This window comes from Streptomyces sp. NPDC058470, assembly GCF_042721055.1.
Classification (GTDB): domain Bacteria; phylum Actinomycetota; class Actinomycetes; order Streptomycetales; family Streptomycetaceae; genus Streptomyces.
Window position 1 is genome coordinate 211100 of the sequence record NZ_JBHXMF010000005.1, and the last position, 22075, is coordinate 233174.

A 22075-nucleotide genomic window follows, 5' to 3' on the forward strand; every position below is an offset into this window, starting at 1 on the left:
CCCGTCAGTCGGCGACGCTGGCGGGCACGGGGACCTGAACAGTCCCTCCGGACCCGCGGTCGCTTCCCGGGCGCTCCGCGGAGGCGTCTTCGTCGTCCGCCTCGTCCGCAGCGGGGCGCTGCCTCGTCTCTTCCCTGAGTTCCACGATGGCGGCCTCGAAGTCCTCTAGCGAGTCGAACGCCCGGTAGACGGACGCGAATCGCAGATAGGCGACGAGGTCGAGTTCCTGCAAGGGGCCGAGTATGGCCAGTCCCACGTCATGGGTGGTCAGTTCGGCGCTTCCGGTGGCCCGCACCGCCTCCTCGACCCGCTGGCCGAGCTGGGCGAGTGCATCCTCGGTGACAGGCCGCCCCTGGCAGGCCTTGCGGACGCCATTGATGACCTTGGTACGGCTGAAGGGTTCGGTCACGCCGGAGCGCTTGACCACCATCAGTGAGCACGTCTCCACCGTCGTGAAACGACGGGAGCAGTCGGGGCACTGGCGGCGCCTGCGGATCGACGTGCCGTCATCGGTCGTACGACTGTCGACGACGCGGCTGTCAGGGTGCCTGCAGAAGGGGCAGTGCATGGCTCCAACCCTCCTTCACAGCACGACTCATAGAGCTCGGGAGACCCCTTGGGCCCCTCGAAGCAGTCCCCAGCATAGGCGATGGCCGAGGGGTCGGAGACCCGGGGGACCACAACTTCTGGGCTGCTGCCGTAATCCAACCACTACATGTGGGGCTTGGCGCGTAAATTCACCGATGACGCGCGTGTCGCCCACGTATTGGCATGTGCCGCACGTCCATACCGATTCCAGACACGCGGCGATAGCGTGGTCACCACAGGAAAAGGGGGGCGGTTCCCGGCCGACGGGAGACCGGGTGGCAGACTGGGCGGCGGCCCAGCTCGACCGGCTCGGTTGTCGCCCCGGCGGTGGAGGGTACAGCAATGTGCCCCCGTGTCCGCCAGACGCCACGTCAGCCATACACCCAGACACGTGATCAGGACAGGTAATCCACACTTTTTCACTCGAACGTGTGTTTGGCGCAACCTTTCGAAAGCAACTACCGTTGTCCAGCAGGGAGACCATCGAGAGGGGCCGACGTGACCACCACCGCAGACAGTGCCACCATCACTGCCCAGGACCGCTCCCAGGGCCGACTCGAGCCGGTGCAAGCGATGAACGAAGCTGCGAATCATGAGGGGCCCAAGCGTTCTCTGCCGGGCCGACCTCCAGGCATCCGGGCGGACAGCTCGGGCCTCACCGACCGGCAACGCCGGGTGATCGAGGTCATCAGGGACTCCGTGCAGCGGCGCGGCTACCCGCCGTCGATGCGCGAGATCGGACAGGCCGTCGGCCTGTCCAGCACCTCCTCGGTCGCGCATCAACTGATGGCACTGGAGCGCAAGGGCTTCCTGCGGCGCGACCCGCACCGCCCGCGCGCGTACGAGGTCCGGGGGTCCGACCAGTCGTCGGCACAGCCCACGGACACGGCGGGCAAGCCGGCCGCGTCGTACGTCCCGCTCGTGGGCCGTATCGCCGCCGGTGGCCCGATCCTGGCCGAGGAATCGGTGGAGGACGTGTTCCCCCTCCCCCGCCAGCTGGTCGGAGACGGCGAGCTGTTCGTCCTCAAGGTCGTCGGTGACTCGATGATCGAGGCCGCCATCTGCGACGGAGACTGGGTCACGGTCCGCCGCCAGCCGGTCGCGGAGAACGGCGACATCGTGGCCGCCATGCTCGAGGGCGAGGCCACGGTGAAGCGCTTCAAGCGCGAGGACGGGCATGTGTGGCTCCTGCCGCACAACTCCGCGTACCAGCCGATTCCCGGCGACGAGGCGACCATCCTCGGCAAGGTCGTGGCAGTGCTGCGGCGGATCTAGCATCCCCGACGGCGGGATGCTCCACCCCGCCCCTGACCGGGCCCCGGAACCAACTGCGCCGGTTCCGGGGCCCTGTGCGTTTTCCGGCCGGGGGCCTCGGGGGCTGTCCGGGGCGGGCGTTGGGCGGTGCCTTTCCTGACCGGCGCCGTGGACTGGCCGCCTTGGACTGGCCGCCTTGGACTGACTGCCTTCGACTGACTGCCTTCGACCGACTGCCTTTGCCGGGCGCCTTGGGCTGTGTTCGTTCTGACTGAGGGTTGGGGTGCCTGCCCTGGCCGCGAGCTCATGGGCTAGGCACGTCCCGACCGCAGGCGCTTTGGGTGGTGCTCGTCCCGAACGAGGGCTCTTGAGCTGTGCTCGTCCCGGCCGCGGGCGCTTTGACCTGTGGACGTCCCGCCGAAGGCTCCTGGGCTGTGTACGTCCCGGCCGCGGGCCACCTTGAACTGCGCACGTCCTTCCCGATGGCCCCCTTTGGCTGGTCAGGTCCCGGCGGCCTTGGAGATGTGCCCACCCCGTCGAAGGCTAGGACCTGCCGAGCGCTTCCTGGCCGGGAGCCGTGGGGTACGGCGTCCGATGCGCAGCGGCGTCACCAAGCCGGGTGGTTCGAACCCGGCCCCGCAACGCCAGGGCTGTCAGCCGGGTCAAGGCTCGCGGGGGATGCTCGACGCGACGTACAGCAAAGCACCGCACGGTATCCGCAGAGCAGGCCGGGGGCCCTGGCCGATCACAGCAACGCGCCGCGGCAAGTCCGGCTTCGCCCGGGCAGCAACACAGGCCGGCCCGGCCACGTCCCGCCCGCCGCGCAGGCGCTACGCCTCCTCCGACTTCCGCGCGGCCTCGTCGATCGCAGCCAGCGACCTCCGTACCTGATTGCGGTCCGTCGTGAACCAGAAGTCGGGCAGTGACGCCTTCAGATAGCTGCCGTAGCGCGCCGTGGCCAGGCGCTGGTCCAGTACCGCGACGACGCCACGGTCCCCCGTCGCTCGTACGAGGCGGCCGGCGCCCTGGGCCATCAGCAGGGCCGCGTGAGTGGCGGCGACGGCCATGAACCCGTTGCCTCCCTTGTCCTCGACAGCCTTCTGGCGGGCGCTCATCAGGGGGTCGTCGGGGCGTGGGAAAGGGATCTTGTCCATGACGACCAGCTGGCAGCTCGGACCGGGGACGTCGACGCCCTGCCAGAGGGAGAGGGTGCCGAAGAGGCAGGTCTTCGGGTCTGCCGCGAAGTTCTTGATCAGCTCGCCGAGCGTCTCCTCGCCCTGGAGCAGGATGGGGTACTCGGGGACACGCGAACGCAGTTCCTCGGCGGCGAGTTGGGCGGCCCGCATCGAGGAGAACAGCCCGAGTGTGCGACCGCCGGCGGCCTGGACCAGTTCGGTGAGCTCGTCCAGCATGTCCCCGCGATCGCCGTCACGGGCGGGGCGGGACAGGTGCTTGGCGACGTAGAGAATGCCCTGCCTGGGGTAGTCGAAGGGCGAGCCGACGTCCACGCCCTTCCACTGCGGGAGATCCTCGCCCTCCGTGCCCTCCGGGGCGAGGCCCAGCGACGCTCCCACTCCGTTGAAGTCACCGCCGAGCTTCAGCGTCGCGGAGGTCAGGACGACGGAGCGGTCCGTGAAGAGCTTCTCCCTGAGGAGCCCGGAGACATTCATGGGAGCCACGCGCAGTGACGCGCCGAAGCGGTCGTGGCGCTCATACCAGACGACGTCCCACTCCGAGCCGTTGGTGATCCGCTCCGCCACATCGTGCACGGCCTCCAGCGAGGCGAGGGCCTGCTTGCGTACGGCGTCCTCGTCCTGGACGGACTTGTCACGCGTGGAACCGAGCGCCGAGATCACCGTACGAGCGGCATCGCGAAGTGCCATCAGGGCGTACCCGAGGTCCTCCGGGATCTCCTCCAGGCGCCCGGGCAGGGCCAGCTCCATGAGCCGCTCGAAGCCCTCGGCGGCGGTCTGGAGCTGGTCGGCCGCCTTCTCGTTGACCAACTTCGCTGCGCGGCGGACGGCACGGTTGACCTGGCCGGGCGTGAGCTCGCCGGTCGCAACGCCGGTAACCCTGGAGACCAACTCGTGGGCCTCGTCAACGATCAGCACCTCGTGCATCGGGAGAACCGGCGCGCCCTCGATGGCGTCGATCGCGAGCAGCGCGTGGTTGGTGACGATGACCTCGGCCAGCTTGGCGCGCTCGCGGGCCGCCTCGGCGAAGCACTCTGCTCCGTAGGCGCACTTGCTGGCGCCCAGGCACTCCCGGGACGACACGGACACCTGGGCCCAGGCACGGTCGGAGACGCCCGGCGTGAGGTTGTCCCGGTCCCCGGTCTCCGTCTCGTCCGACCAGTCCCGTAGCCGCACCAGGTCCTGGCCGAGTTTGCTGGTGGGAGCGGCAGCCTCGAACTGATCGAAGAGGCCCTCCTCCTCTTCCTGCGGCATGCCCTCGCGCAGTCGGTGCAGACACAGATAGTTCGACCGGCCCTTGAGCATCGCGAACTCGGGGCGGCGGCGCAGCAACGGATGGAGGGCGTCCACGGTCCGTGGAAGGTCCCGCTCCACAAGCTGCCGCTGGAGCGCCAGGGTGGCCGTCGCCACGACCACCCGCTCCCCGTGCGCGAGCGCGGGCACCAGGTAACCGAGCGACTTTCCGGTGCCGGTGCCCGCCTGGACCAGCAGGTGAGAGCTGTCGTCGATGGCACCTGCGACGGCTTCGGCCATGGTCACCTGGCCAGGGCGCTCCGTACCGCCGACAGCAGTGACGGCGGCATGCAGGAGTTCGGGGAGTGAGGGCTGTGTCATAGCTCTGCCACCTTAAGGGTCGCCACTGACAACCGGGCGATCAAGGTGGGGACGACGGTCGCGATCAAGCCGAGCAAAGGACGCGGCTCCGGCTCCGGCTCCGGCTCCGGCTCCGGCTCCGGCTCCGGCTCCGGCTGGATGATCATCTCGTACGAGAACTCGCCGACCATCTTGGCGAGCAGGCGACGGCCGGCCTGCTCCCGCCGGTCTTTGCCCAGCTCAGGCGGGTCGTACAGAGCTGATGGCTCGCCGGAGCCCGGGGTGGCGGATGAATTCGGCACGGGGACTCCTCGAAAGGGAACCGGAGCGGGACGAGCGGTGTACTACATGTGACGGCGCTACAACAGATCGCGCAGGGCCCGGTCTCGGACCATGAGGGCTGCCCGCTTGTCGGGCAGGTCGACCTCGGCGGAGAACCGGAAGCCGGCGCTCAGGAAAGCGGAGACGGAGGGGGTGTTGCGAAGGTCGGGTTCCGCGACAACGCGAGCGCACGAGGGGCGCTTGTCCAGCACGAGGTCGGCGACAGCTCTGAGCAGGGTGGAGCCGAGACCTCGCCCACGGTTGGCGACACCACCGATGAGGAGGTGGATTCCGGTGTCGTGCGGTCGGGCGGGGTAGTGGCGCGCCAGCAGGTCCAGGTCCGCGCGGTAGATCTCCCAGTAGCTCATGAGCGTGCCGTCCAGCACGCCGAGGCAGGGAACACTTCGTCCGTCTCCTTCCAACTGACGGCGTAGGTGCTCTTCGGCCACGGACTGGGCACCCGCCAGGTCCCAGAACGCGGCGACGGCAGGGTCGTTCATCCAACGGGTGACGAGCGGGAGGTCGCGCTCGATGCTTACGGGGACGAGGTGGAAGGCGCCCGCGGGAGTATCGGTCGGCCCCCAGCTGCCGATGCGGTCGAGCAGCTCGTCACCGGCCGGGGCGACGCGGGTTTCGTTCGCCGTGCCCATCCGCCCTCCGCTGGTATCCCCGTGTGCCCTGGCTCCTTCGGCGAAGAGCGCGATGAGCTCGTCGGGCAGACGCAGGTCCAGGGTGTCCTCGCAGTCCGCACTGGCGTCGGGATTCGAACCGGGCCGCGTTCGGGTGGCGAGCTCGGTGACGGGTGCGGCACCGGCGTCGGCGCTCGCATCGGCAGGGGGCACGGCGTCGCTCCTCTCAGTAGACGGGGTGGGTCATGTCCTCAGGAATGAAGGGGGTTGGTGATGGTGACGTAGACGGACTGGGTGTCGACGGGACCGACGAGTTCGTCGAGGCCGTGCAACCGGGTGAGCAGGTTGGCCTTGCAGCGCAGGACGGGGGATTCGAGGAGGTGGGCGGGCAGGGACGTACGCAGCCGAGCCGGGCCGGTGGCCACATCGGCGAGGAAGCGGCGGAACGCGGCGAGCAACAACTCTTCGTCTGCCAGGTGCTGGGATCCGAACGCGCCGACCAGGCCCAGCACGTTGTTGATCGCGAGGTAGTAGGCGAAGCGTTCGTCGGTGACCTCGTCGGAGACGAACGTGTCGCTCCGCTCGCCGATGCCGGGCAGCCGGGCGTCGAGTTCCGCGCGCCGCGACTCGCGGAAGTAGTAGCCCTGGTTGTCGCGGTAGCGGCCGCCCGTGGGCCACCCCTCGGGGTCCAGCAGGAGCAGCGTGTTCTGCTGGTGCGCTTCCAGAGCGATCCCCGCCTCGCCGTCCAGCCAGAGCACGGGGCGTACGACCTGCTCCAGATAGCGCAGGAACCACTCGGTGGCGACGGCGCCGCGAGGGCGACCGGTGTGGCCGGCGAGACGGGTGACGATCTCGGCGAGCCGAGACCGCGATGGGGGCCCGCCCTGTGGTTGGTCCCGTGCGCCGGCTTGGGCGTGGGGTCGGGGCGAGACCAGTCCCGCGATGCAACCGGCGTCGTCTGTCGGGCTGAACGGGTTGTGGCGGATCACCACGTCGAGTCCGGGCAAGGGGTTGCCGTCCGGACCGTCGACGGCCAGCCAGGCGGGATCACGGACGATGTCGAAGCCCGGGTGGACAGCCTGCCACTGCTTGAACAGGCCGCTGCGCAACAGTCGGTGGACCTCCACGCCACGGTGGAGTTCCTTGCGGAGGTTCTCACGGCGGGAGTTGGTGATGCGCAGGCCCAGCGACAGCTTCAGCATCGCGGGGGCGCCGGAGCGGTAAAGGGTGCGGACCGAGGAGGTGGGATGCCACCGGGAGCCATGCGGGCCGAGGTCCCGGAGCAGTCCCGCGTCCAGCAGGGCCGCGGTCTCGGGACGGTGCCGGACCTCACTCAGCTGCCAGGGATGCATGGGCAGGGCGGCGTACCCGTCGGGCAGGGACAGCCCGGTGCCGGCCAGCCGTGCCGTGAGCTGCTCCGCTGTGACGGGGCGGCCGCGTTCCGTCCACGCCGAGTCGGCTGCCAGCAGCGAGGGAGCCACAGCCATCCAGTACAGGGCGAAGGAGCCGCGCAACTCCGGTGAATACAGGCGGGCTTCCGCCTCGGAGAGTCCCTCGCGGCTCTTCGGTGTGGGATGCAGCGGGTGCCCGAGCACGAGCGCCTGCTCGGCCGTCAGGAAGAGGTCGGGCTCATGGGCGGGGCGTTCCCTGCGGTCACTGATGAACGCGGCGGTACGTCGAACGGAATCGGCGACGCGGCCGACAAGGTCGACTCCGTCACCGGCGGGGCTGTGCGAACCCGGCGGTTCGGGGCGGGGCGCTTTGCCGCCACGGGTTGTTCTGCCGGGGCCGGGCGACACGGGGCCGGTGCCGGGGGCGGCCGGCGCAGGGTCGGTGCCGGGGGCGGCCGGCGCAGGGTCGGTGCCGACTGTCGTCGCGCTCCTGACCGTTTGCCGTGCGAGCAGCGCCGCAACCGTGACCGCGTCGGCGGGCGGTGCCTCTTCGGGAGCGTCGGCGAAGTAGGGGAGGCCGAGACGGTGCCAGCCGGTGGGCGACCAGTAGTGGACGGGGGCGAGCAGGGTTGTGGCACTGGCGGAGAGCGGGATGCGGAGGATGCCGTCCTCGGGAGCAGGCAGGTTGTTCTCCCGTACCCAGCAGCGCAGGAGATTCTCGACGGCTGCTGCCTGGGCTGCGGTATGCACGTCGGGGTGCTCCAACAGATCGGCGGTGCCGCCGCGCAGCCGCTCGGACTCCCGGGCCCCTTCCTTCTGGCGGGGGACCGATTCGGCCGCGGGCACGAGCGGGCTCTGCGTGCCGTGGGTCGCTCGCTCGCGGGTGTGGGGAGGACCGTCGGGTGCGGAGGTGGTGTTCAAGAGAGTTCCTTGTGAGGTCGTTCGGGCTCGTGCGGCGACGAACCGGGCGGCACGGGCGCGCGTTGGGCCTTTGGCGTTCCGGGTTGATTCGGGTGGGGTGGGGGTGCGAGTGGGATTGGAGGTCCGGTGCAGCTGGTGCGGGGTCGGTACGAGGCGCCGGCTTCCATACGGTGAGGGGTGAGCGGTGCTGCTCCAAGGAGAGGGCCACCGGCGGCTGGGAACCGCACGGTCCAGGAGCTGGAACTGCTGAGAGCCGGGACAGGTGACAGCAGAGGGGTACGAGCGGAGGGGTGAAGGGGTACGTCTCGCCGGACTGAGGTGGCTCGGAGCCGGTGCCCCACGCCGTATGCCGGATCCCGGCGCCGTACGCCGATCTCAGCCCCATACACCCGATCCCAGCCCCGTACATCGGACCCAAGCCCCGTACACGCCAGACCCAAGCTCCGTACGCCCGATCCCAGCCCCGTACGCCAGACCCAAGCCCGTACGCCAGAACCCAGCGCCGTACACCAGACCCCGGCGCCGTGCCCCGGATCCGGGTGCCGCACCACGCACACCGGACACGCACGCCCCGCGATCCGGGCGCCGCACGCCCCGTGGGGTGCCTCGGTGTGCCCGCCACCGCGTCGCCACTCGGCGCCCCAACGATCGAGCGACCCGGCGGCCGAGCGGCGCAACGACCGAGCAGCCCGGGAGCCCGGCCACTGGCGGCTATCCGGTGTGTTCGGCACACCCGGAACGCCGGCCCTGATCAGCGGGCTCCGGCAGCTCGCCACGGTCACGAAGCCGGCCCCCGGCGGAACACCCACCAAGACTCCCCTCGTCGTCCGACCGCCCGTCCGGCTCCGCACGTGCCCCGCCCCCGCCACGCCTCAGATGCCCTCGCGCCACCGCACTCACCGCGTCCGCGAGGCGGTCCAGTACGGCGCTCGCCTGTTCGTCGCTGATGGTCAGCGGAGGGAGGAGTCGCACCACGCCGCCGTGGCGACCACCCAGTTCCACGATCAAGCCCCGGCGAAGGCACTCCCGTTGGACGGCGGCGGCAAGTTCGGGAGCGGCGGGTCGCGAGCCGCCGGCGGGGTCCGGAGTTGCCTCGGGGTCCACCAACTCGACGCCGATCATCAGTCCCCGGCCGCGTACATCTCCGACGCAGGAGAACTCGTCGGCCAGTAGCCGGAGTTGGTCGAGCATGCGGGCACCCAGTGTCCCGGCGCGTTCGGCGAGGTGGTTTTTGCGGACGTACGCGAGGGTCGCCGTGCCCGCGGCCATGGCGAGTTGGTTTCCGCGGAACGTGCCTGCGTGCGCGCCGGGTTGCCAAACGTCGAGGTCGTCGCGGTAGACGACGACGGCCAGCGGCAGGCTTCCGCCGATGGCCTTGGAAAGGACCATGACGTCCGGCGTGATCCCGCTGTGCTCCACCGCCCAGAAGGCCCCGGTCCTGCCGACGCCGGTCTCGACCTCGTCCACGATCAGCGGGATGGACCGCGCCGCGGTGATCTCACGCATCCTGCGCATCCACGCGTCGGGCGCCGGAATCACTCCGCCCTCACCCTGGACGGGTTCGAGGATCATCCCGGCGGGCTGCGGCACGCCCGACTTGGGGTCGTCGAGCACGGACTCCGTCCAGCGCGCCGCCAGTTCGGCCCCGCGGTCACCACCGATACCGAACGGGCAGCGGTAGTCCTGCGGATAGGGCAGGCGCGTGACACGTACGTCGGTCGCGCCTGCGGATGCTTCGAGCGCTCCCGCGGTCATCCCGTGGTACGCGCCGGTGAACGCGAGCATCCCGGTCCGCCCGGTCGCCGCGCGCGCAAGTATGAACGCGGCCTCAACGGCGTCCGTCCCGGCGGGTCCGCAGAACTGCACCCGCGCGCAGGCGGCGAACTCGGGCGGCAGCGTGCGGAACAGCTCAGTGGTGAAGGCGTCCTCGACGGGGGTGGCGAGGTCGAGGGCGTGAAGTGGGGCTCCGGAGTCGAGGACCTTTCTGATGGCCTCCAGGACCACTGGATGGTTGTGTCCCAGGGTCAAGGTCCCCGCGCCGGAAAGACAGTCGAGGTAGCGGCGGCCGTCGGCCCCCTCGATCGTCAGGCCGCGCGCCCGCACGGGGACGATCGGCAGGGCGCGCGCGTAGGTGCGCGCCGCCGACTCGCGCGCCGACTGGCGCCGCAGAATCCCCTCGTGTGCCGCGCGCGTCCCCTCGGAAGTGCGGGACATGCCCTCTCGCGCCTCGCCGGAAGCGCGGGACACACCCTTCCTCGCCCCGTCCGAAGCGCGAGACGCACCCTCCCGCGTCTCCTCGGGCTCACGCCCCACTGACACAACCGCAGACTCGGTCACGGCCACGGCTTCAGCTCCTCCCGCTGTCCAGAGGCGAGTTGGCAGGGGGTTCTGAACGCATGCGGCAGGCCCCCCGTACGTACCAACGACGCCGCCCGCGCGGGGAAGCGGGTGGGCTGAAGATCCTTGCCGTGACGGAACCGTTGCCGTTCCGCCGGATGTCCCCCACAGCGACCGCATAGTCTGTGATGCCGTCCGGTGACACCGAACGGCCGAGGCCGGTAGGGCGGGTAGGCCGTACAGGCGACCGCCAAGCACCCGCACCAGCCCCGTACTCGCACCGCACCGCATACACAACACCCGCACCCGCAACACGCAGTTCTCATATCTCCAGGGGGAGTTACACCATGCGATCGATACGCCCGCCCTTCGCCGGTCGTCGAGGGAGGGGCGCGCGCCGCAGAACCTCGCCCGTGCTGGCCGCCGTCTGTCTCACCGCGACACTCGCGCTGACCGCCACCGCCTGCGGTTCGGGCGACAACACAGCCGGCGGCGAGGCCTCGTCCGCGGCCCAGAGCGGCGACGACAAGATCACGATTCCGGACGACATCAGGGACCGGCTCAAAGAGCACGGGATCGATGTCGACAAGTGGAAGAACGGCGCCTGGAAGAACTGGGACAAGGACGACTGGCTGCGCGAAGCCGAGGACTACATCAACCCGATCATCGAGGGCTTGTGGGACCCGGACCGGATGCGCGAGGCGGACGACCCGGACAAGGACAAGGGCGTTGACGAGAGCGACCTCTCCGGTGACCAGGGTGTCACCGACCCGACCCCGGCTCCCGTGAGCGCGCAGGCCGTGTCGGCGCCCTACCACGACAACGCCGCCGAGGCGGGCAAGGTGTTCTTCGACTCCCCCGAGGGCACGATGGTCTGTTCGGCGACGGTGGTCGAGGACCCGGCCAACCCGGGCAAGTCCAACATGGTCTGGACTGCGGGCCACTGCGTGCACTCCGGCAAGACGGGCGGCTGGTACCGCAACATCGCCTTCGTTCCCTCGTACAACGACGACGGTGCCACAGCCGCCGAGTTGGCGGCCGCGACGAAGGACGAGGTCGCACCGTACGGCGTCTGGTGGAGCGACTGGGCGCAGACCTCGGACCAGTGGATCGAGCAGGGCGGTGCCACGGGCGGCGACGGAGCTTCGTACGACTTCGCCGTGCTGCATGTGACGCCGGAAGAGGGCGGTGACGGCAAGTCCCTTGAGGAGACGATCGGTTCGGCGCTGCCGGTGAACTTCAGCGCGCCGGCCGTGTCGCAGGTGGCGAGCATCACGGCGACCGGCTATCCGGCGGCGGCGCCGTTCGACGGCGAGACGATGCTCCAGTGCACGGACAAGCCGGGGCGGTTGTCGATCGTGGAGTCCGACCCGACGATGTACCGCATCGGGTGCACCATGACGGGCGGTTCGTCCGGCGGCGGCTGGGTGGCCGCGGGGACCGACGGCAAGCCCGCGCTGGTGTCCAACACGTCGATCGGCCCGGTCACTTCGGGCTGGCTGGCGGGTCCGCACCTCGGCCAGGTGGCCAAGGGTGTGTACGACGAGGTGAGCGACAAGTTCGCCGGGCAGTGACCCAACAGCCGTAGCAGCGATACGGCACACGATGAAGGCCCGCCCCTCCGACAGGCGATTTCCAGGGGTCGTAGCAACACAGTGATCAACTGGCTGTCGCCGGGAGCTTGGCGAGACGCTCGGCTGGGGTTTCCCAGTCGAGCGTTTTGCGTGGGCGGCTGTTGAGTTCGGCGGCGACGGCGTCCAGGTGTTCGCGGGTGTGGACGGAGAGATCCGTGCCCTTGGGGAACTACTGCTGCATGTGCCGGCAGTATGTCTCCCGCTCACGCAGCAACTTCTTCGGGCCCCGGCCCGCCCGGTCCTCCCGGATCTTGAACTCCATCGCATCCCCTGAGCTGGGGTGTTGCGACGACCACCAGAACGGAAGGACAAGAGGGGCGGGCCTTCGTACGTCCGCACCAGAAAGCCCGGCCGAAGCCCGAGCGCGACCGCTGCGGGTGGCAGAACGAGTACGCATCCGTGAGATCGACGATGACGAGGGCAGACGGCTGCTGCGGATCATCCGGCGCTGCACCGACCCGAAGTGGCAAAGTGCGGGCGACCCAGGACGTTCACTCTGCCCGACCCGCGAGCGATCAAGAAGGTCGCCAAGTCCAGGCCGGCCGAGCACGGCCCGCCGTTCTCGACTTGGAGCCCGGCCAAGCCGGCCGACTTCCTGGTAGCCAAGGGGTCCGAGGACGGTGACCCCGAAGTCGTCTTCTGTACGGACGAGTTCTGGCCGCTCAACCTGATGCCCCATCTCGGTTGGCGGTGGGCCGAAGGCAGCGGCAAGCACAAGGACCCCGACCGTGAGCCGCGCCGACGACGGAGGGCGACCTACAACCGCCACGGCGGGGTAGGCGCCTGTCCACAGCCACCTGGCCACGAGGAAATGCCAGCGGGTCGGCTACTTGGGCGGCGGTGAACCCCGGCGACATCGCCTACACACCGACCCACTCCTCCTGGCCAACCGCACCGAGGAAAAGTTCACCGCTCCGCGCAACTTCGCCCTCGACGGCACGGACGACGCCGGCCACAAAGAGGGCAGCATGATCCGCCACTACGTCATCCGGCAAAACCCCCACGCCGACGACCGGCGCCTACGCGCCGTCGTCGACTGGGCGAACGTTGCCTGATACGGCACTAGAGGACCCCTGGGTGCTCTAGGACCTAGAGGCCTTAGAGCACCCAGAGCACCGCATCAGTTCATACATACACGAGCACCGAATACGTCCCTACGAGAGCGCAGGCGCCGGAACATACGGCGTCAGCTCCGCCGCCAGTTCCTCATGGACCCGCACCTTGAGCAGCGTGCCCTCCGGGGTGTGCTCCTCGGAGATCACCTCGCCCTCGTTGTGTGCGCGCGCGACCAGCTTGCCGTGCGTGTACGGCACGAGGACCTCGATCTCGACCGAGGGACGCGGCAGCTCGTTGTCGATGAGGGCGAGCAGCTCGTCGATGCCCAGCCCCGTACGGGCCGAGACCGCGATGGAGCGCTTCTCCATCCGCATCAGCCGCTGGAGTACCAGCGGATCGGCCGCATCCGCCTTGTTGATCACCACGATCTCGGGCACCTTGATGGCGCCCACGTCACGGATGACCTCGCGCACGGCGGCCAGCTGCTCCTCCGGCGCCGGGTGCGAACCGTCGACCACGTGCAGGATCAGGTCTGCCTCGCCGACCTCCTCCATGGTGGAGCGGAACGCCTCGACCAGGTGGTGCGGCAGGTGCCGGACGAAACCGACCGTGTCGACCAGCGTGTACAGCCGCCCGCCCGGGGTCTCGGCCCGGCGCACGGTCGGGTCGAGGGTCGCGAACAGCGCGTTCTCGACGAGCACTCCCGCGCCCGTGAGGCGGTTGAGCAGCGAGGACTTGCCGGCGTTGGTGTAACCGGCGATGGCGACCGAGGGCACCTTGTTGCGGCGGCGCTCCTGACGCTTGATGTCGCGGCCCGTCTTCATACTCGCGATCTCCCGGCGCATCTTCGCCATCTTCTCGCGGATACGGCGCCGGTCCGTCTCGATCTTGGTCTCACCGGGACCACGGGTGGCGAGGCCGCCGCCCGAGCCGCCGCCCATCTGACGGGACAGCGACTGACCCCAGCCGCGCAGCCTCGGCAGCATGTACTGCATCTGCGCGAGCGCGACCTGCGCCTTGCCCTCTCGGGACTTGGCATGCTGGGCGAAGATGTCGAGGATCAGGGCCGTACGGTCGATGACCTTGACCTTGACGACGTCTTCCAGGTGGATCAGCTGGCCGGGGCTCAGCTCACCGTCGCAGATGACGGTGTCGGCGCCGGTCTCCAGGACGATGTCCCGCAGCTCGTTCGCCTTGCCGGAGCCGATGTACGTGGCCGCGTCCGGCTTGTCGCGGCGCTGGACCACGCCGTCGAGCACGAGGGCACCCGCGGTCTCCGCGAGGGCCGCCAGCTCGGCGAGCGAGTTGTCCGCGTCGGTCACGGTCCCCGAGGTCCACACACCGACAAGTACGACGCGCTCCAGGCGGAGCTGCCGGTATTCGACCTCGGTGACGTCCTCGAGCTCGGTGGAGAGGCCCGCCACACGTCGCAGGGCCGCACGCTCGGAACGTTCGAGCTGGTCGCCGTCCCGCTCTTCGTCGATCTGATGGCTCCAGGCGACGTCCTCTTCCATCAGGGCATCGGCCCGAAGACCTTCGGGGTTGTTCTGCGCGAGGCTCTGCGCGTCCTGGGAAGGGGAAGAAGAGGAGGTCATTGGATCCTTACGTCTAGGGGGACATGGAATGCGCGGCGGACACCGTCCGTCATGGAGGAGAACGTCCCGGGTCACCGTGAGATTCCCGGATTCCGCCATGTCAACCCCGAGTGACCGGGGTCGCCGACCCCCGAGGGGTCGTTTCACCAGCCCGGAGGGGCCGTGCCGCCGACCTGAAAGATGGTCGCACGGCACGTCCCGTCTCGTCACGTCAGTTATCCGGCGCTCTGTGTCGCCTTAGGGGCGTCACTCTTCCAGTCCGGGTGGCCCGGCATCGGCGGGGTCTTCTCGCCGTACAGCCACGCCTTGAAGAAGCCGCTCAGATCACGGCCGGCGATGCCGGACGCCAGGCTCTCGAAGTCCGCCGTCGACGCAACCCCGTCGTAGTGAACGCCCACCCAGGACCGCTCCAGCCGCTCGAAGGCCGGACGCCCGATCTCCTCACGCAGCGCGTACAGCGCCAAAGCGGCTCCGTCGTAGACGTTCGGCCGGAAGATACTGATCTTCTGACCGGGCTTGGGCCCCTTGGGCGCCGCCGGGGGCCCTCCTGCGGCCCGCCAGCCGTCGGACGCCCGGTAGGCGGCCTTCATACGGGTCGCCATGGGCCTGTCTGCCTTCTCCTCGGCGTACAGGGCCTCGTACCAGGTGGCGTGCCCCTCGTTCAGCCACAGGTCGGACCAGGCGCGGGGGCTGACGCTGTCGCCGAACCACTGGTGCGACAGCTCGTGCACCATGATCGACTCGACGTACCACTTCGGGTAGGCGGGCTCGGTGAAGAGCTCTCTCTCGAAGAGAGAGAGCGTTTGTGTCTCCAGTTCGAAGCCGGTCCGTGCGTCGGCCATCAGCAGCCCGTACGTCTCGAAGGGGTACGGTCCGATCTTCCCCTCCATCCAGGCGATCTGGTCGGGGGTCTTCTTGAGCCACGGTTCCAGCAGTTCGCGGTCCTTGGTGGGCACGACATCGCGTACGGGCAGGCCGTGCGGCCCGGTCCGGTGCAGCACCGTGGAGCGGCCGACGGACACCTGCGCGAGCTCGGTCGCCATGGGGTGCTGGGTGCGGTACGTCCAGGTGGTGGACTTGCCGGCACGGTTCGTTCCGACCGGCAGACCGTTCGCCACGGCCGTGTACCCGTCGGGCGCGGTGACGTGGATGGTGAACATCGCTTTGTCGGACGGATGGTCGTTGCAGGGGAAGACCAGGTGCGCGGCGTCGGCCTGGTTGGCCATCGCCAGCCCGTCCTTGGTCTGCACCCAGCCGCCGTCCTGGTTCGCGGCGGGGACCGGGTCACTGGTGTGCTGCACGGTGATCCGCATCCAGCCCCCGGCGGGCACCGGTTCCGCGGGAGTCACCACCAGGTCTTCCCCGGCACTCTTGAAGGACGCGGGCACCCCGTTGACGTCGACCGATCCCACTGTTCCGTGCGCGAAGTCGAGATTGACCTGATCGAGCGGGGCGGACGCCACGGCGTCGATCGTGGTGACGGCCGCGAGCGGCTTGGTGTTGGTGCCGGGATAGGTGAAGGCGAGGTCGTACGACGCGACGTCGTACCCGGGATTGCCCAGGTACGGGAAGAGCCGGTCGCCGACGCCGAGCGGGGCGGCCGGGGAGGGCGCACTCGCGGCGACGAGGCAGACGGAGACGGCCGAGGCGAGCAGGGCCGCCTTGATCCGACGGGTCCTGGGGAGGGGAGTCCTTGGGCAGGGGGTGAGCGGCATGGACCACGGCTACCAGCGCGCACCCGCCGTACGGTGACGACGCGCGCCGGATCCACCCGAAAGGGTCCTCCTACTGCGCGGCCGCCGCCTGGTGCCGCGCCCGGCTCACGTCGTACACACCCGGCACGTTCCGCATGGCCCGCATCAGCCCGGGAAGGTGCGCCGCGTCCGGGAGTTGGAGCGTGTACGTGTGCCGTACGCGCTGCTGGCTGGGCGGTTCGACGGTCGCCGAGACGATGGCGACGCCCTCCAGGGCGATGGCTTCGGTGAGATCGGCGAGCAGATGCGGGCGCCCGAAGGACTCGGCCACCAGCGTGACGCGGCACTCGGTGGTGTCGCCCCAGCTCACTCCGACCTCCGCGCGTCCCACGCCCTTCATGCTCTCCACGGCGGCGCATTCGACCCGGTGGACGGTGACCACTCCCCCGCGTACGGCGAAGCCGGTCACGGCGTCGGGCGGTACGGGCGTACAGCAGCCCGCGAGCCGTACGGACGCGCCGGACTGCTCGACCACGGCGTTCGCGGCGCCGGGGCGGGCGGTCGGCCCGTCGGCGGTCGGGCGAGGAGCCGCGGCCGGCGTCTCGGGGGCCGCGGAGTCGCGCGGCGATGGGTGTGCGGCGAGCCAACGCTGGATGGCGATCCGCGCGGCCGGCGTGTGCGCGTGCTCCAGCCACTCCCTGGAGGGCTCGGAGGCCGGGTCCTGCCCCATCAGGAGCTGCACGGTGTCGCCGTCCCGCAGAACCGTACTCAGCGTCGCCAGGCGGCCGTTGACGCGGGCGCCCATGCAGGCGTGCGCGTCGTCGCCGTACTGCGCGTACGCGGCGTCCACGCAACTGGCGCCGTCGGGAAGGCCCAACGAGCCGCCGTCGGCGCGGAAGACGGTGATCTCGCGGTCCTGGGCGAGGTCTTCACGCAGTGTGGACCAGAACGTGTCAGGATCCGCGGCACCCGCCTGCCAGTCGAGGAGCCGGGAGAGCCAGCCGGGGCGGGTGGGGTCGGCACGCTCGTCGTCGACAGATCCCTCTGCTTGCTCCTCCGAAGGAGGAGCGTACGGATTGCCGAGCGCGATGACCCCGGCCTCGGCGACCTTGTGCATCTGGTGGGTGCGGATGAGGACTTCGGCGATCTCGCCGTCGCCGCGCGCGACGGCCGTGTGCAGCGACTGGTAGAGGTTGAACTTCGGTACGGCGATGAAGTCCTTGAACTCCGAGACCACGGGCGTGAGACAGGTGTGCAGTTCGCCGAGGACCCCGTAGCAGTCGGCGTCCTCGTTCACGAGGACCAGGAGCCGTCCGAAGTCGGCGCCGCGCATGGGACCACGTTTGCGCGACACCCGGTGCACGGAGACGAAGTGCCGCGGCCTTATGACGACTTCGGCCTGCAGACCCGACTCGCGCAGCACCCCGCGCACCTCCTCGGCGATCTCCGCCAGCGGGTCGCCGTCGCGCGCCGCGTTGTCGGCGATCAGCCCCCTGGTGTGCCGGTACTCCTCGGGGTGCAGAATCGCGAAGACGAGGTCCTCGAGCTCGGTCTTGAGCGCCTGGACGCCGAGCCGTTCGGCCAGCGGGATCAGAACGTCCCTGGTGACCTTGGCGATTCGCGCCTGCTTCTCGGGACGCATGACACCGAGGGTGCGCATGTTGTGCAGCCGGTCGGCGAGTTTGATCGACATCACGCGGACGTCGTTGCCGGTGGCGACAAGCATCTTGCGGAACGTCTCGGGCTCGGCGGCGGCTCCGTAGTCGACTTTTTCCAGCTTGGTGACACCGTCGACCAGGTAGCGGACCTCCTCGCCGAACTGCTCTCGCACCTGATCGAGGGTCACTTCCGTGTCCTCGACGGTGTCGTGAAGCAGAGAGGCGGTCAACGTCGTGGTCTCCGCGCCGAGTTCGGCGAGGATCAGGGTCACCGCGAGCGGGTGTGTGATGTACGGCTCACCGCTCTTGCGCATCTGACCGCGGTGGGAGGACTCGGCGAGCACGTACGCCCGGCGCAGTGGTTCCAGGTCGGCGCTGGGGTGGTGGGCGCGGTGGGCCTCGGCCACATGGCCGATCGCGTCCGGCAGCCGGTCACGGGCCGCGGGGCCGAGCAACGCGGCCCGGCCCAGACGGCGCAGGTCGAGCCGGGGAAGGCCCTTCCTGCGGTGCACTGGAGGTGCTCCCTGCTCAGGGGAGTCCTCCCGCTCGATCGAAGTCGCGAGCGGGGGTGAGGCCGAGAGCTTGTGGGACGGCATGACAGGGCCTGGCGTCGCGGGATTTGTCGCCTCCGCACTCATGGGCACCTCCGGCTGCGTAGACCGGCGGACGGGTGCCCCATGGCGTACACGGCTCAGGGGATGGTGTCGATCCCCCGTCCGGGCCGGTGCTTGATGCTACCGAGCCCACCACGTGCGGCTGACCGCCTCTCGCCGAGCGTGAAACGGATCACCCATTCGAGCGAAGGTTCAGGGGTTTACGGTTTCGAACCATTCGGCAAGAAGCTCACCTTCGGCCACGATCACCGCAGGACCCGTCATCTCGATCTCGCCGTCCGGGTGTTCGGTGATCACCAGACGTCCGCCGGGTACGTCCACGGTGTACGTCGCCGGAGTGCCGGTCACGGCCGGGTCGGCGCCGTCACGTCGGGCCGCGGCGACAGCCACGGCACACGCGCCCGTGCCGCACGAGCGGGTCTCCCCGGCGCCGCGCTCGTGGACGCGGAGGGCTACGTGCTGCGGGCCGCGGTCCACCACGAACTCGACGTTCACCCCGTCCGGGTACACCGATTCCGGGCTGAACGGCGGCGGCGAGTACAGCTCGCCGGCGTGTGCGAGGTCGTCCACGAAGGCGACCGCGTGCGGGTTGCCCATGTTGACGTTGCGCGCGGGCCAGGTGCGTGCGCCGACGCTCACGCTGACGTCCCCTTCGGGGAGGAGCGCCTTGCCCATGCCGACGGTCACGTCTCCGTCCTTGGCGATATGCACCGCCTTCACGCCTCCGCGCGTGGCCAGCGCGATGTCACCCTCGGCCACATATCCGGCCCGCTGGAGGTAGCGCGCGAACACACGCACTCCGTTGCCGCACATCTCCGCGACCGACCCGTCGCCATTGCGGTAGTCCATGAACCACTCCGCCTCGGCCGCCATTTCCCTGGCCTCGGGGTGCGCGGCGGACCGTACGACATGCAGCACACCGTCGCCGCCGATGCCCGCGCGGCGGTCGCACAGGGCGGCGACGGCAGCCGGGGGCAGGTCGATGACGTTCTCCGGGTCCGGGATGATCACAAAGTCGTTCTCGGTCCCGTGCCCCTTGAGGAAGGCGATCCGCGCGCTCATTCCTCGATCGTACGGGTTCGGTCCGACACTCCGCACGCACGGAGGCATCGTCACAGCAGCGGCCGCACACAACCCCGGCGAAGCCGGATCACGCACGGCACGGGTGGGTCAGCGCAGCCGCGCCACGCGCCCCACGGCGAGCACCACCACGGCCGCGACCAGCACGACGTACGCGATCACCACACGCCAGTCCGGACCGCGGCCCGAACCGCGCTGCGGGAAGCCCGGCCAGGTGTAGCCGACACGGCGGGCGGCCATCATTCCCCAGCCCGCGGCGCAGGAGCAGATCAGCAGGCCGAGCATGGCGACCACGGCGCCGCCGTCCCCGAACTCGAAGGCCAACGGGAAGGCGAACATCAGGGAGCCGATCGCGGCCAGGGCCACGATGGGTGCGAGCTGCCAGATGCGCAGTCGGCGCTGCGGACGCAGCTCGACCTCGACCTCGGGCTCAGGGGACATCTCGTCCGGCCCGGGCCCGTCGGCGATCACACCGTCCGGGGTGTCCTCGGGTCCGTCGGAAATCAGGGGTTCTCCGTCCGGATCGATGTTCAGATGGTCGCCATCCGGATCGATGTTCAGACGGTCGCTGTCCGGATCGACGTTCAGGCGCTCGCCTTCCGGATCGATACCGTGCTCAGTGTCTCGTGCGGTGTCACGAGGGCCGGCCTCCATCGCCACGCGCCCTCCCAACTCGGACTTTCACTGGTCGATCGAAGCTCGATGATGGCACGGCGCCGGAGGCCCGGATGACGGCCGGAGCGTCCCGATGCCATGACGTGATCAGGCTGTGACCGGTCGTTCGACCAACGCCAGCGCGAGCTGCGGAAGTTCTGTGAGATCTGCCGCAGCCCCACTGAGCCAATGCACCCGCGGGTCACGGCGGAACCATGAATCCTGACGGCGCGCGAAGCGCTTGGTGGCACGTACGGTCTCGGCGCGCGCCTCCGTTTCGGTGCACTCCCCCGCGAGCGCCGCGAGCACCTGCTGATAGCCGAGTGCGCGCGCGGCCGTGCGCCCTTCGCGCAAGCCCTGCGCCTCCAGTGCCCGCACCTCGTCGACGAACCCCGCGCCCCACATCCGGTCCACCCGGCGCGCGATCCGCTCATCCAGCTCGGGACGCGCCACATCGACGCCGATCTGGAGGGTGTCGTACACGGAGTCGTGTCCCGGCAGGTTGGCGGTGAAGGGCTTGCCGGTGATCTCGATGACCTCGAGGGCGCGGACGATACGGCGGCCGTTGCTGGGCAGGATCGCGTGGGCGGCCTCCGGATCGGCCATGGCCAGCCGCGCGTGCAGCGCGCCCGAGCCGCGCAGGGTGAGCTCCTCCTCAAGCCGGGCCCGTACCTCGGGGTCGGTGCCGGGGAAGTCGAGGTGGTCCACGGCCCCACGGACGTACAGCCCGGAGCCGCCCACCAGGATCGGCCAGCGGCCCTCGGCGAGCAGTGCGTCGATCCGGGCGCGGGCGAGCCGCTGGTACTCGGCGACGCTGGCCGTGACGGTCACGTCCCAGATGTCCAGGAGGTGGTGCGGGATCCCACCGCGCTCCTCGGACGTCAGTTTGGCGGTACCGATGTCCATCCCTCGGTACAACTGCATGGAGTCGGCGTTGACGACCTCGCCGCCGAGGCGCTGGGCGAGGAAAACGCCCAGATCGGACTTTCCTGCCGCGGTCGGTCCGACGACGGCGATGACCCGGGAGGTGGGGCAGTTACTTCTCACGGTCCCAGTCTCGCAAACGTCCCGGCCTCTCCTCTAACGAGTTACGTAACGGCAAAGGCCCGAGGTCGTTGCCTGTTGCGAGGTTCCAGCCGCCGGTTTCGGACGAGCGGTGGCCCGGGTGGCGCAATGGGGCGCACCGGGCAACGCGGGATTTCACCCTCACGAGTAACGTATGGAGTGGATATGGGTGTTTTTGCACGACTTCTCCGGAGGTCGAAGGCTACGGAGGAGGCGTCAACCGCTGAGGTGCAGGCCGACACAGTGACGGCCGAGACCGAGGCGGAGGTGGCGGAAGAGGCGAAGGGTTCGTCCGAGACCAAGACCGAGGGCGAGGCGACGGCGGAGACCGAGACCGCCGGGGCCGCCACCACGGAGGACGTCGAGATCCCCAAGCAGCAGACCGCCGAGAAGGCCGCCGACAGCGAGGCCGGCGAAGGCGCCCGCACGTAATCGCCCGCGAGGGAAGGTGGACCATGGGTCTTCTGGACAATCTCAAAGCCAAGCTGGCGCCTGCCAAGGACAAGGTCTCGGACCTCGCGCAGCAGCATGGGGACAAGGTCACTCAGGGTCTCGACAAGGCCGCCAAGGTGGTCGACGAAAAGACCAAGCACAAGTACAGCGACAAGATCCAGACAGGCACGGGCAAGGCGAAGGGTGCCATGGACCGCCTTGCGCACAAGGACGGTGACGGCGGCACCATGCCTCCGCCGCCGGCTTCCTGACCGAGCTGAACCGAACAGCACGCATCGGCGGACGGCCGGGACCCCTCAGGGCTCCCGGCCCGCCGCCCGGTGTGTGGTGAATCCCCCGGCCCCG

At 69.7% G+C, this 22075-nt stretch carries 16 protein-coding genes and 2 pseudogenes; 5 read left to right on the forward strand and 13 right to left on the reverse strand.

All coding sequences use genetic code 11. The annotated features are described in order from the left end of the window. Nucleotides 1-4 precede the first annotated feature (4 nt). Nucleotides 5-568: a transcriptional regulator NrdR gene (gene nrdR / locus ACFWP7_RS05880; protein ID WP_384376606.1), complete on the reverse strand. Its 564-nt coding sequence runs from the start codon at nucleotides 566-568 to the stop codon at nucleotides 5-7. A 518-nt stretch (nucleotides 569-1086) separates the two neighbouring features. On the opposite strand from nrdR, the gene lexA reads away from it, so the two are divergent. Next, entirely contained in the window at nucleotides 1087-1863 is a 777-nt protein-coding gene (lexA, locus tag ACFWP7_RS05885; RefSeq protein WP_365426069.1) for a transcriptional repressor LexA, read from the forward strand. Nucleotides 1864-2672: 809 nt separating this feature from the next. On the opposite strand, the gene ACFWP7_RS05890 is transcribed toward lexA, so the two are convergent. The 5 genes from ACFWP7_RS05890 to ACFWP7_RS05910 all read right to left on the reverse strand — a co-directional run bounded on the left by ACFWP7_RS05890 (nucleotide 2673) and on the right by ACFWP7_RS05910 (nucleotide 10104). After that, nucleotides 2673-4649 carry an ATP-dependent DNA helicase gene (locus ACFWP7_RS05890; RefSeq protein WP_384376610.1) on the reverse strand — a complete coding sequence of 659 codons (1977 nt, stop codon included), beginning with the start codon at nucleotides 4647-4649 and terminating at the stop codon, nucleotides 2673-2675. After that, the gene (locus tag ACFWP7_RS05895) at nucleotides 4646-4930 is read right to left on the reverse strand and encodes a hypothetical protein (protein WP_384376613.1); all 285 of its coding nucleotides are present in this window, start codon (nucleotides 4928-4930) and stop codon (nucleotides 4646-4648) included. The genes ACFWP7_RS05890 and ACFWP7_RS05895 overlap by 4 nt, the downstream gene beginning before the upstream one ends. A 57-nt stretch (nucleotides 4931-4987) precedes the next feature. Further along, on the reverse strand, nucleotides 4988-5791 hold the full coding sequence (locus tag ACFWP7_RS05900; RefSeq protein ID WP_384376617.1) for a GNAT family N-acetyltransferase: 804 nt from the start codon (nucleotides 5789-5791) through the stop codon (nucleotides 4988-4990). Between the two features lie 38 nt (nucleotides 5792-5829). Continuing rightward, a complete protein-coding gene (locus tag ACFWP7_RS05905) occupies nucleotides 5830-7890 on the reverse strand; it encodes an IucA/IucC family protein (protein WP_384376620.1) in 2061 nt (686 codons plus the stop codon). Between the two features lie 711 nt (nucleotides 7891-8601). Then, nucleotides 8602-10104 carry a diaminobutyrate--2-oxoglutarate transaminase family protein gene (locus ACFWP7_RS05910; protein ID WP_384376623.1) on the reverse strand — a complete coding sequence of 501 codons (1503 nt, stop codon included), beginning with the start codon at nucleotides 10102-10104 and terminating at the stop codon, nucleotides 8602-8604. 470 nt (nucleotides 10105-10574) lie between these two features. Between ACFWP7_RS05910 and ACFWP7_RS05915 the strand changes: the two genes are divergently transcribed. After that, nucleotides 10575-11801 (forward strand): trypsin-like serine peptidase, encoded by a 1227-nt coding sequence (locus tag ACFWP7_RS05915; RefSeq protein ID WP_384376626.1) that lies wholly within the window; start codon nucleotides 10575-10577, stop codon nucleotides 11799-11801. 85 nt (nucleotides 11802-11886) lie between these two features. Here the strand turns inward: ACFWP7_RS05915 and ACFWP7_RS05920 are convergent. Beyond that, nucleotides 11887-12030, reverse strand: a pseudogene (locus tag ACFWP7_RS05920) (IS30 family transposase); the annotation flags it as partial. A gap of 208 nt (nucleotides 12031-12238) precedes the next feature. Between ACFWP7_RS05920 and ACFWP7_RS05925 the strand changes: the two are divergent. After that, a pseudogene (locus tag ACFWP7_RS05925) lies at nucleotides 12239-12916 on the forward strand (hypothetical protein). A gap of 99 nt (nucleotides 12917-13015) precedes the next feature. On the opposite strand, the gene hflX reads toward ACFWP7_RS05925, so the two are convergent. The 6 genes from hflX to miaA all read right to left on the reverse strand — a co-directional run bounded on the left by hflX (nucleotide 13016) and on the right by miaA (nucleotide 21259). Then, a complete protein-coding gene (hflX, locus tag ACFWP7_RS05930; RefSeq protein ID WP_384376629.1) occupies nucleotides 13016-14512 on the reverse strand; it encodes a GTPase HflX in 1497 nt (498 codons plus the stop codon). 215 nt (nucleotides 14513-14727) lie between these two features. Next, nucleotides 14728-16227 carry a M1 family metallopeptidase gene (locus ACFWP7_RS05935; RefSeq protein ID WP_384376632.1) on the reverse strand — a complete coding sequence of 500 codons (1500 nt, stop codon included), beginning with the start codon at nucleotides 16225-16227 and terminating at the stop codon, nucleotides 14728-14730. A 70-nt stretch (nucleotides 16228-16297) separates the two neighbouring features. Further along, nucleotides 16298-18502 carry a RelA/SpoT family protein gene (locus tag ACFWP7_RS05940; protein WP_384376635.1) on the reverse strand — a complete coding sequence of 735 codons (2205 nt, stop codon included), beginning with the start codon at nucleotides 18500-18502 and terminating at the stop codon, nucleotides 16298-16300. A 168-nt stretch (nucleotides 18503-18670) separates the two neighbouring features. Continuing rightward, nucleotides 18671-19540, reverse strand: coding sequence for a diaminopimelate epimerase (dapF, locus tag ACFWP7_RS05945; RefSeq protein WP_384376638.1), 870 nt, complete (start codon nucleotides 19538-19540; stop codon nucleotides 18671-18673). A gap of 108 nt (nucleotides 19541-19648) precedes the next feature. Further along, nucleotides 19649-20212: a hypothetical protein gene (locus ACFWP7_RS05950; protein WP_384376667.1), complete on the reverse strand. Its 564-nt coding sequence runs from the start codon at nucleotides 20210-20212 to the stop codon at nucleotides 19649-19651. Between the two features lie 108 nt (nucleotides 20213-20320). Continuing rightward, on the reverse strand, nucleotides 20321-21259 hold the full coding sequence (gene miaA, locus ACFWP7_RS05955; RefSeq protein ID WP_384376641.1) for a tRNA (adenosine(37)-N6)-dimethylallyltransferase MiaA: 939 nt from the start codon (nucleotides 21257-21259) through the stop codon (nucleotides 20321-20323). 183 nt (nucleotides 21260-21442) lie between these two features. Here miaA and ACFWP7_RS05960 point away from each other — a divergent pair, with 183 nt between their 5' ends. Both ACFWP7_RS05960 and ACFWP7_RS05965 read left to right on the forward strand, forming a co-directional pair. Further along, on the forward strand, nucleotides 21443-21709 hold the full coding sequence (locus tag ACFWP7_RS05960; protein ID WP_384376644.1) for a hypothetical protein: 267 nt from the start codon (nucleotides 21443-21445) through the stop codon (nucleotides 21707-21709). Nucleotides 21710-21732: 23 nt separating this feature from the next. Continuing rightward, nucleotides 21733-21981, forward strand: a complete 249-nt coding sequence (locus ACFWP7_RS05965; RefSeq protein WP_384376647.1) for an antitoxin — start codon at nucleotides 21733-21735, stop codon at nucleotides 21979-21981. Nucleotides 21982-22075: the final 94 nt, after the last annotated feature.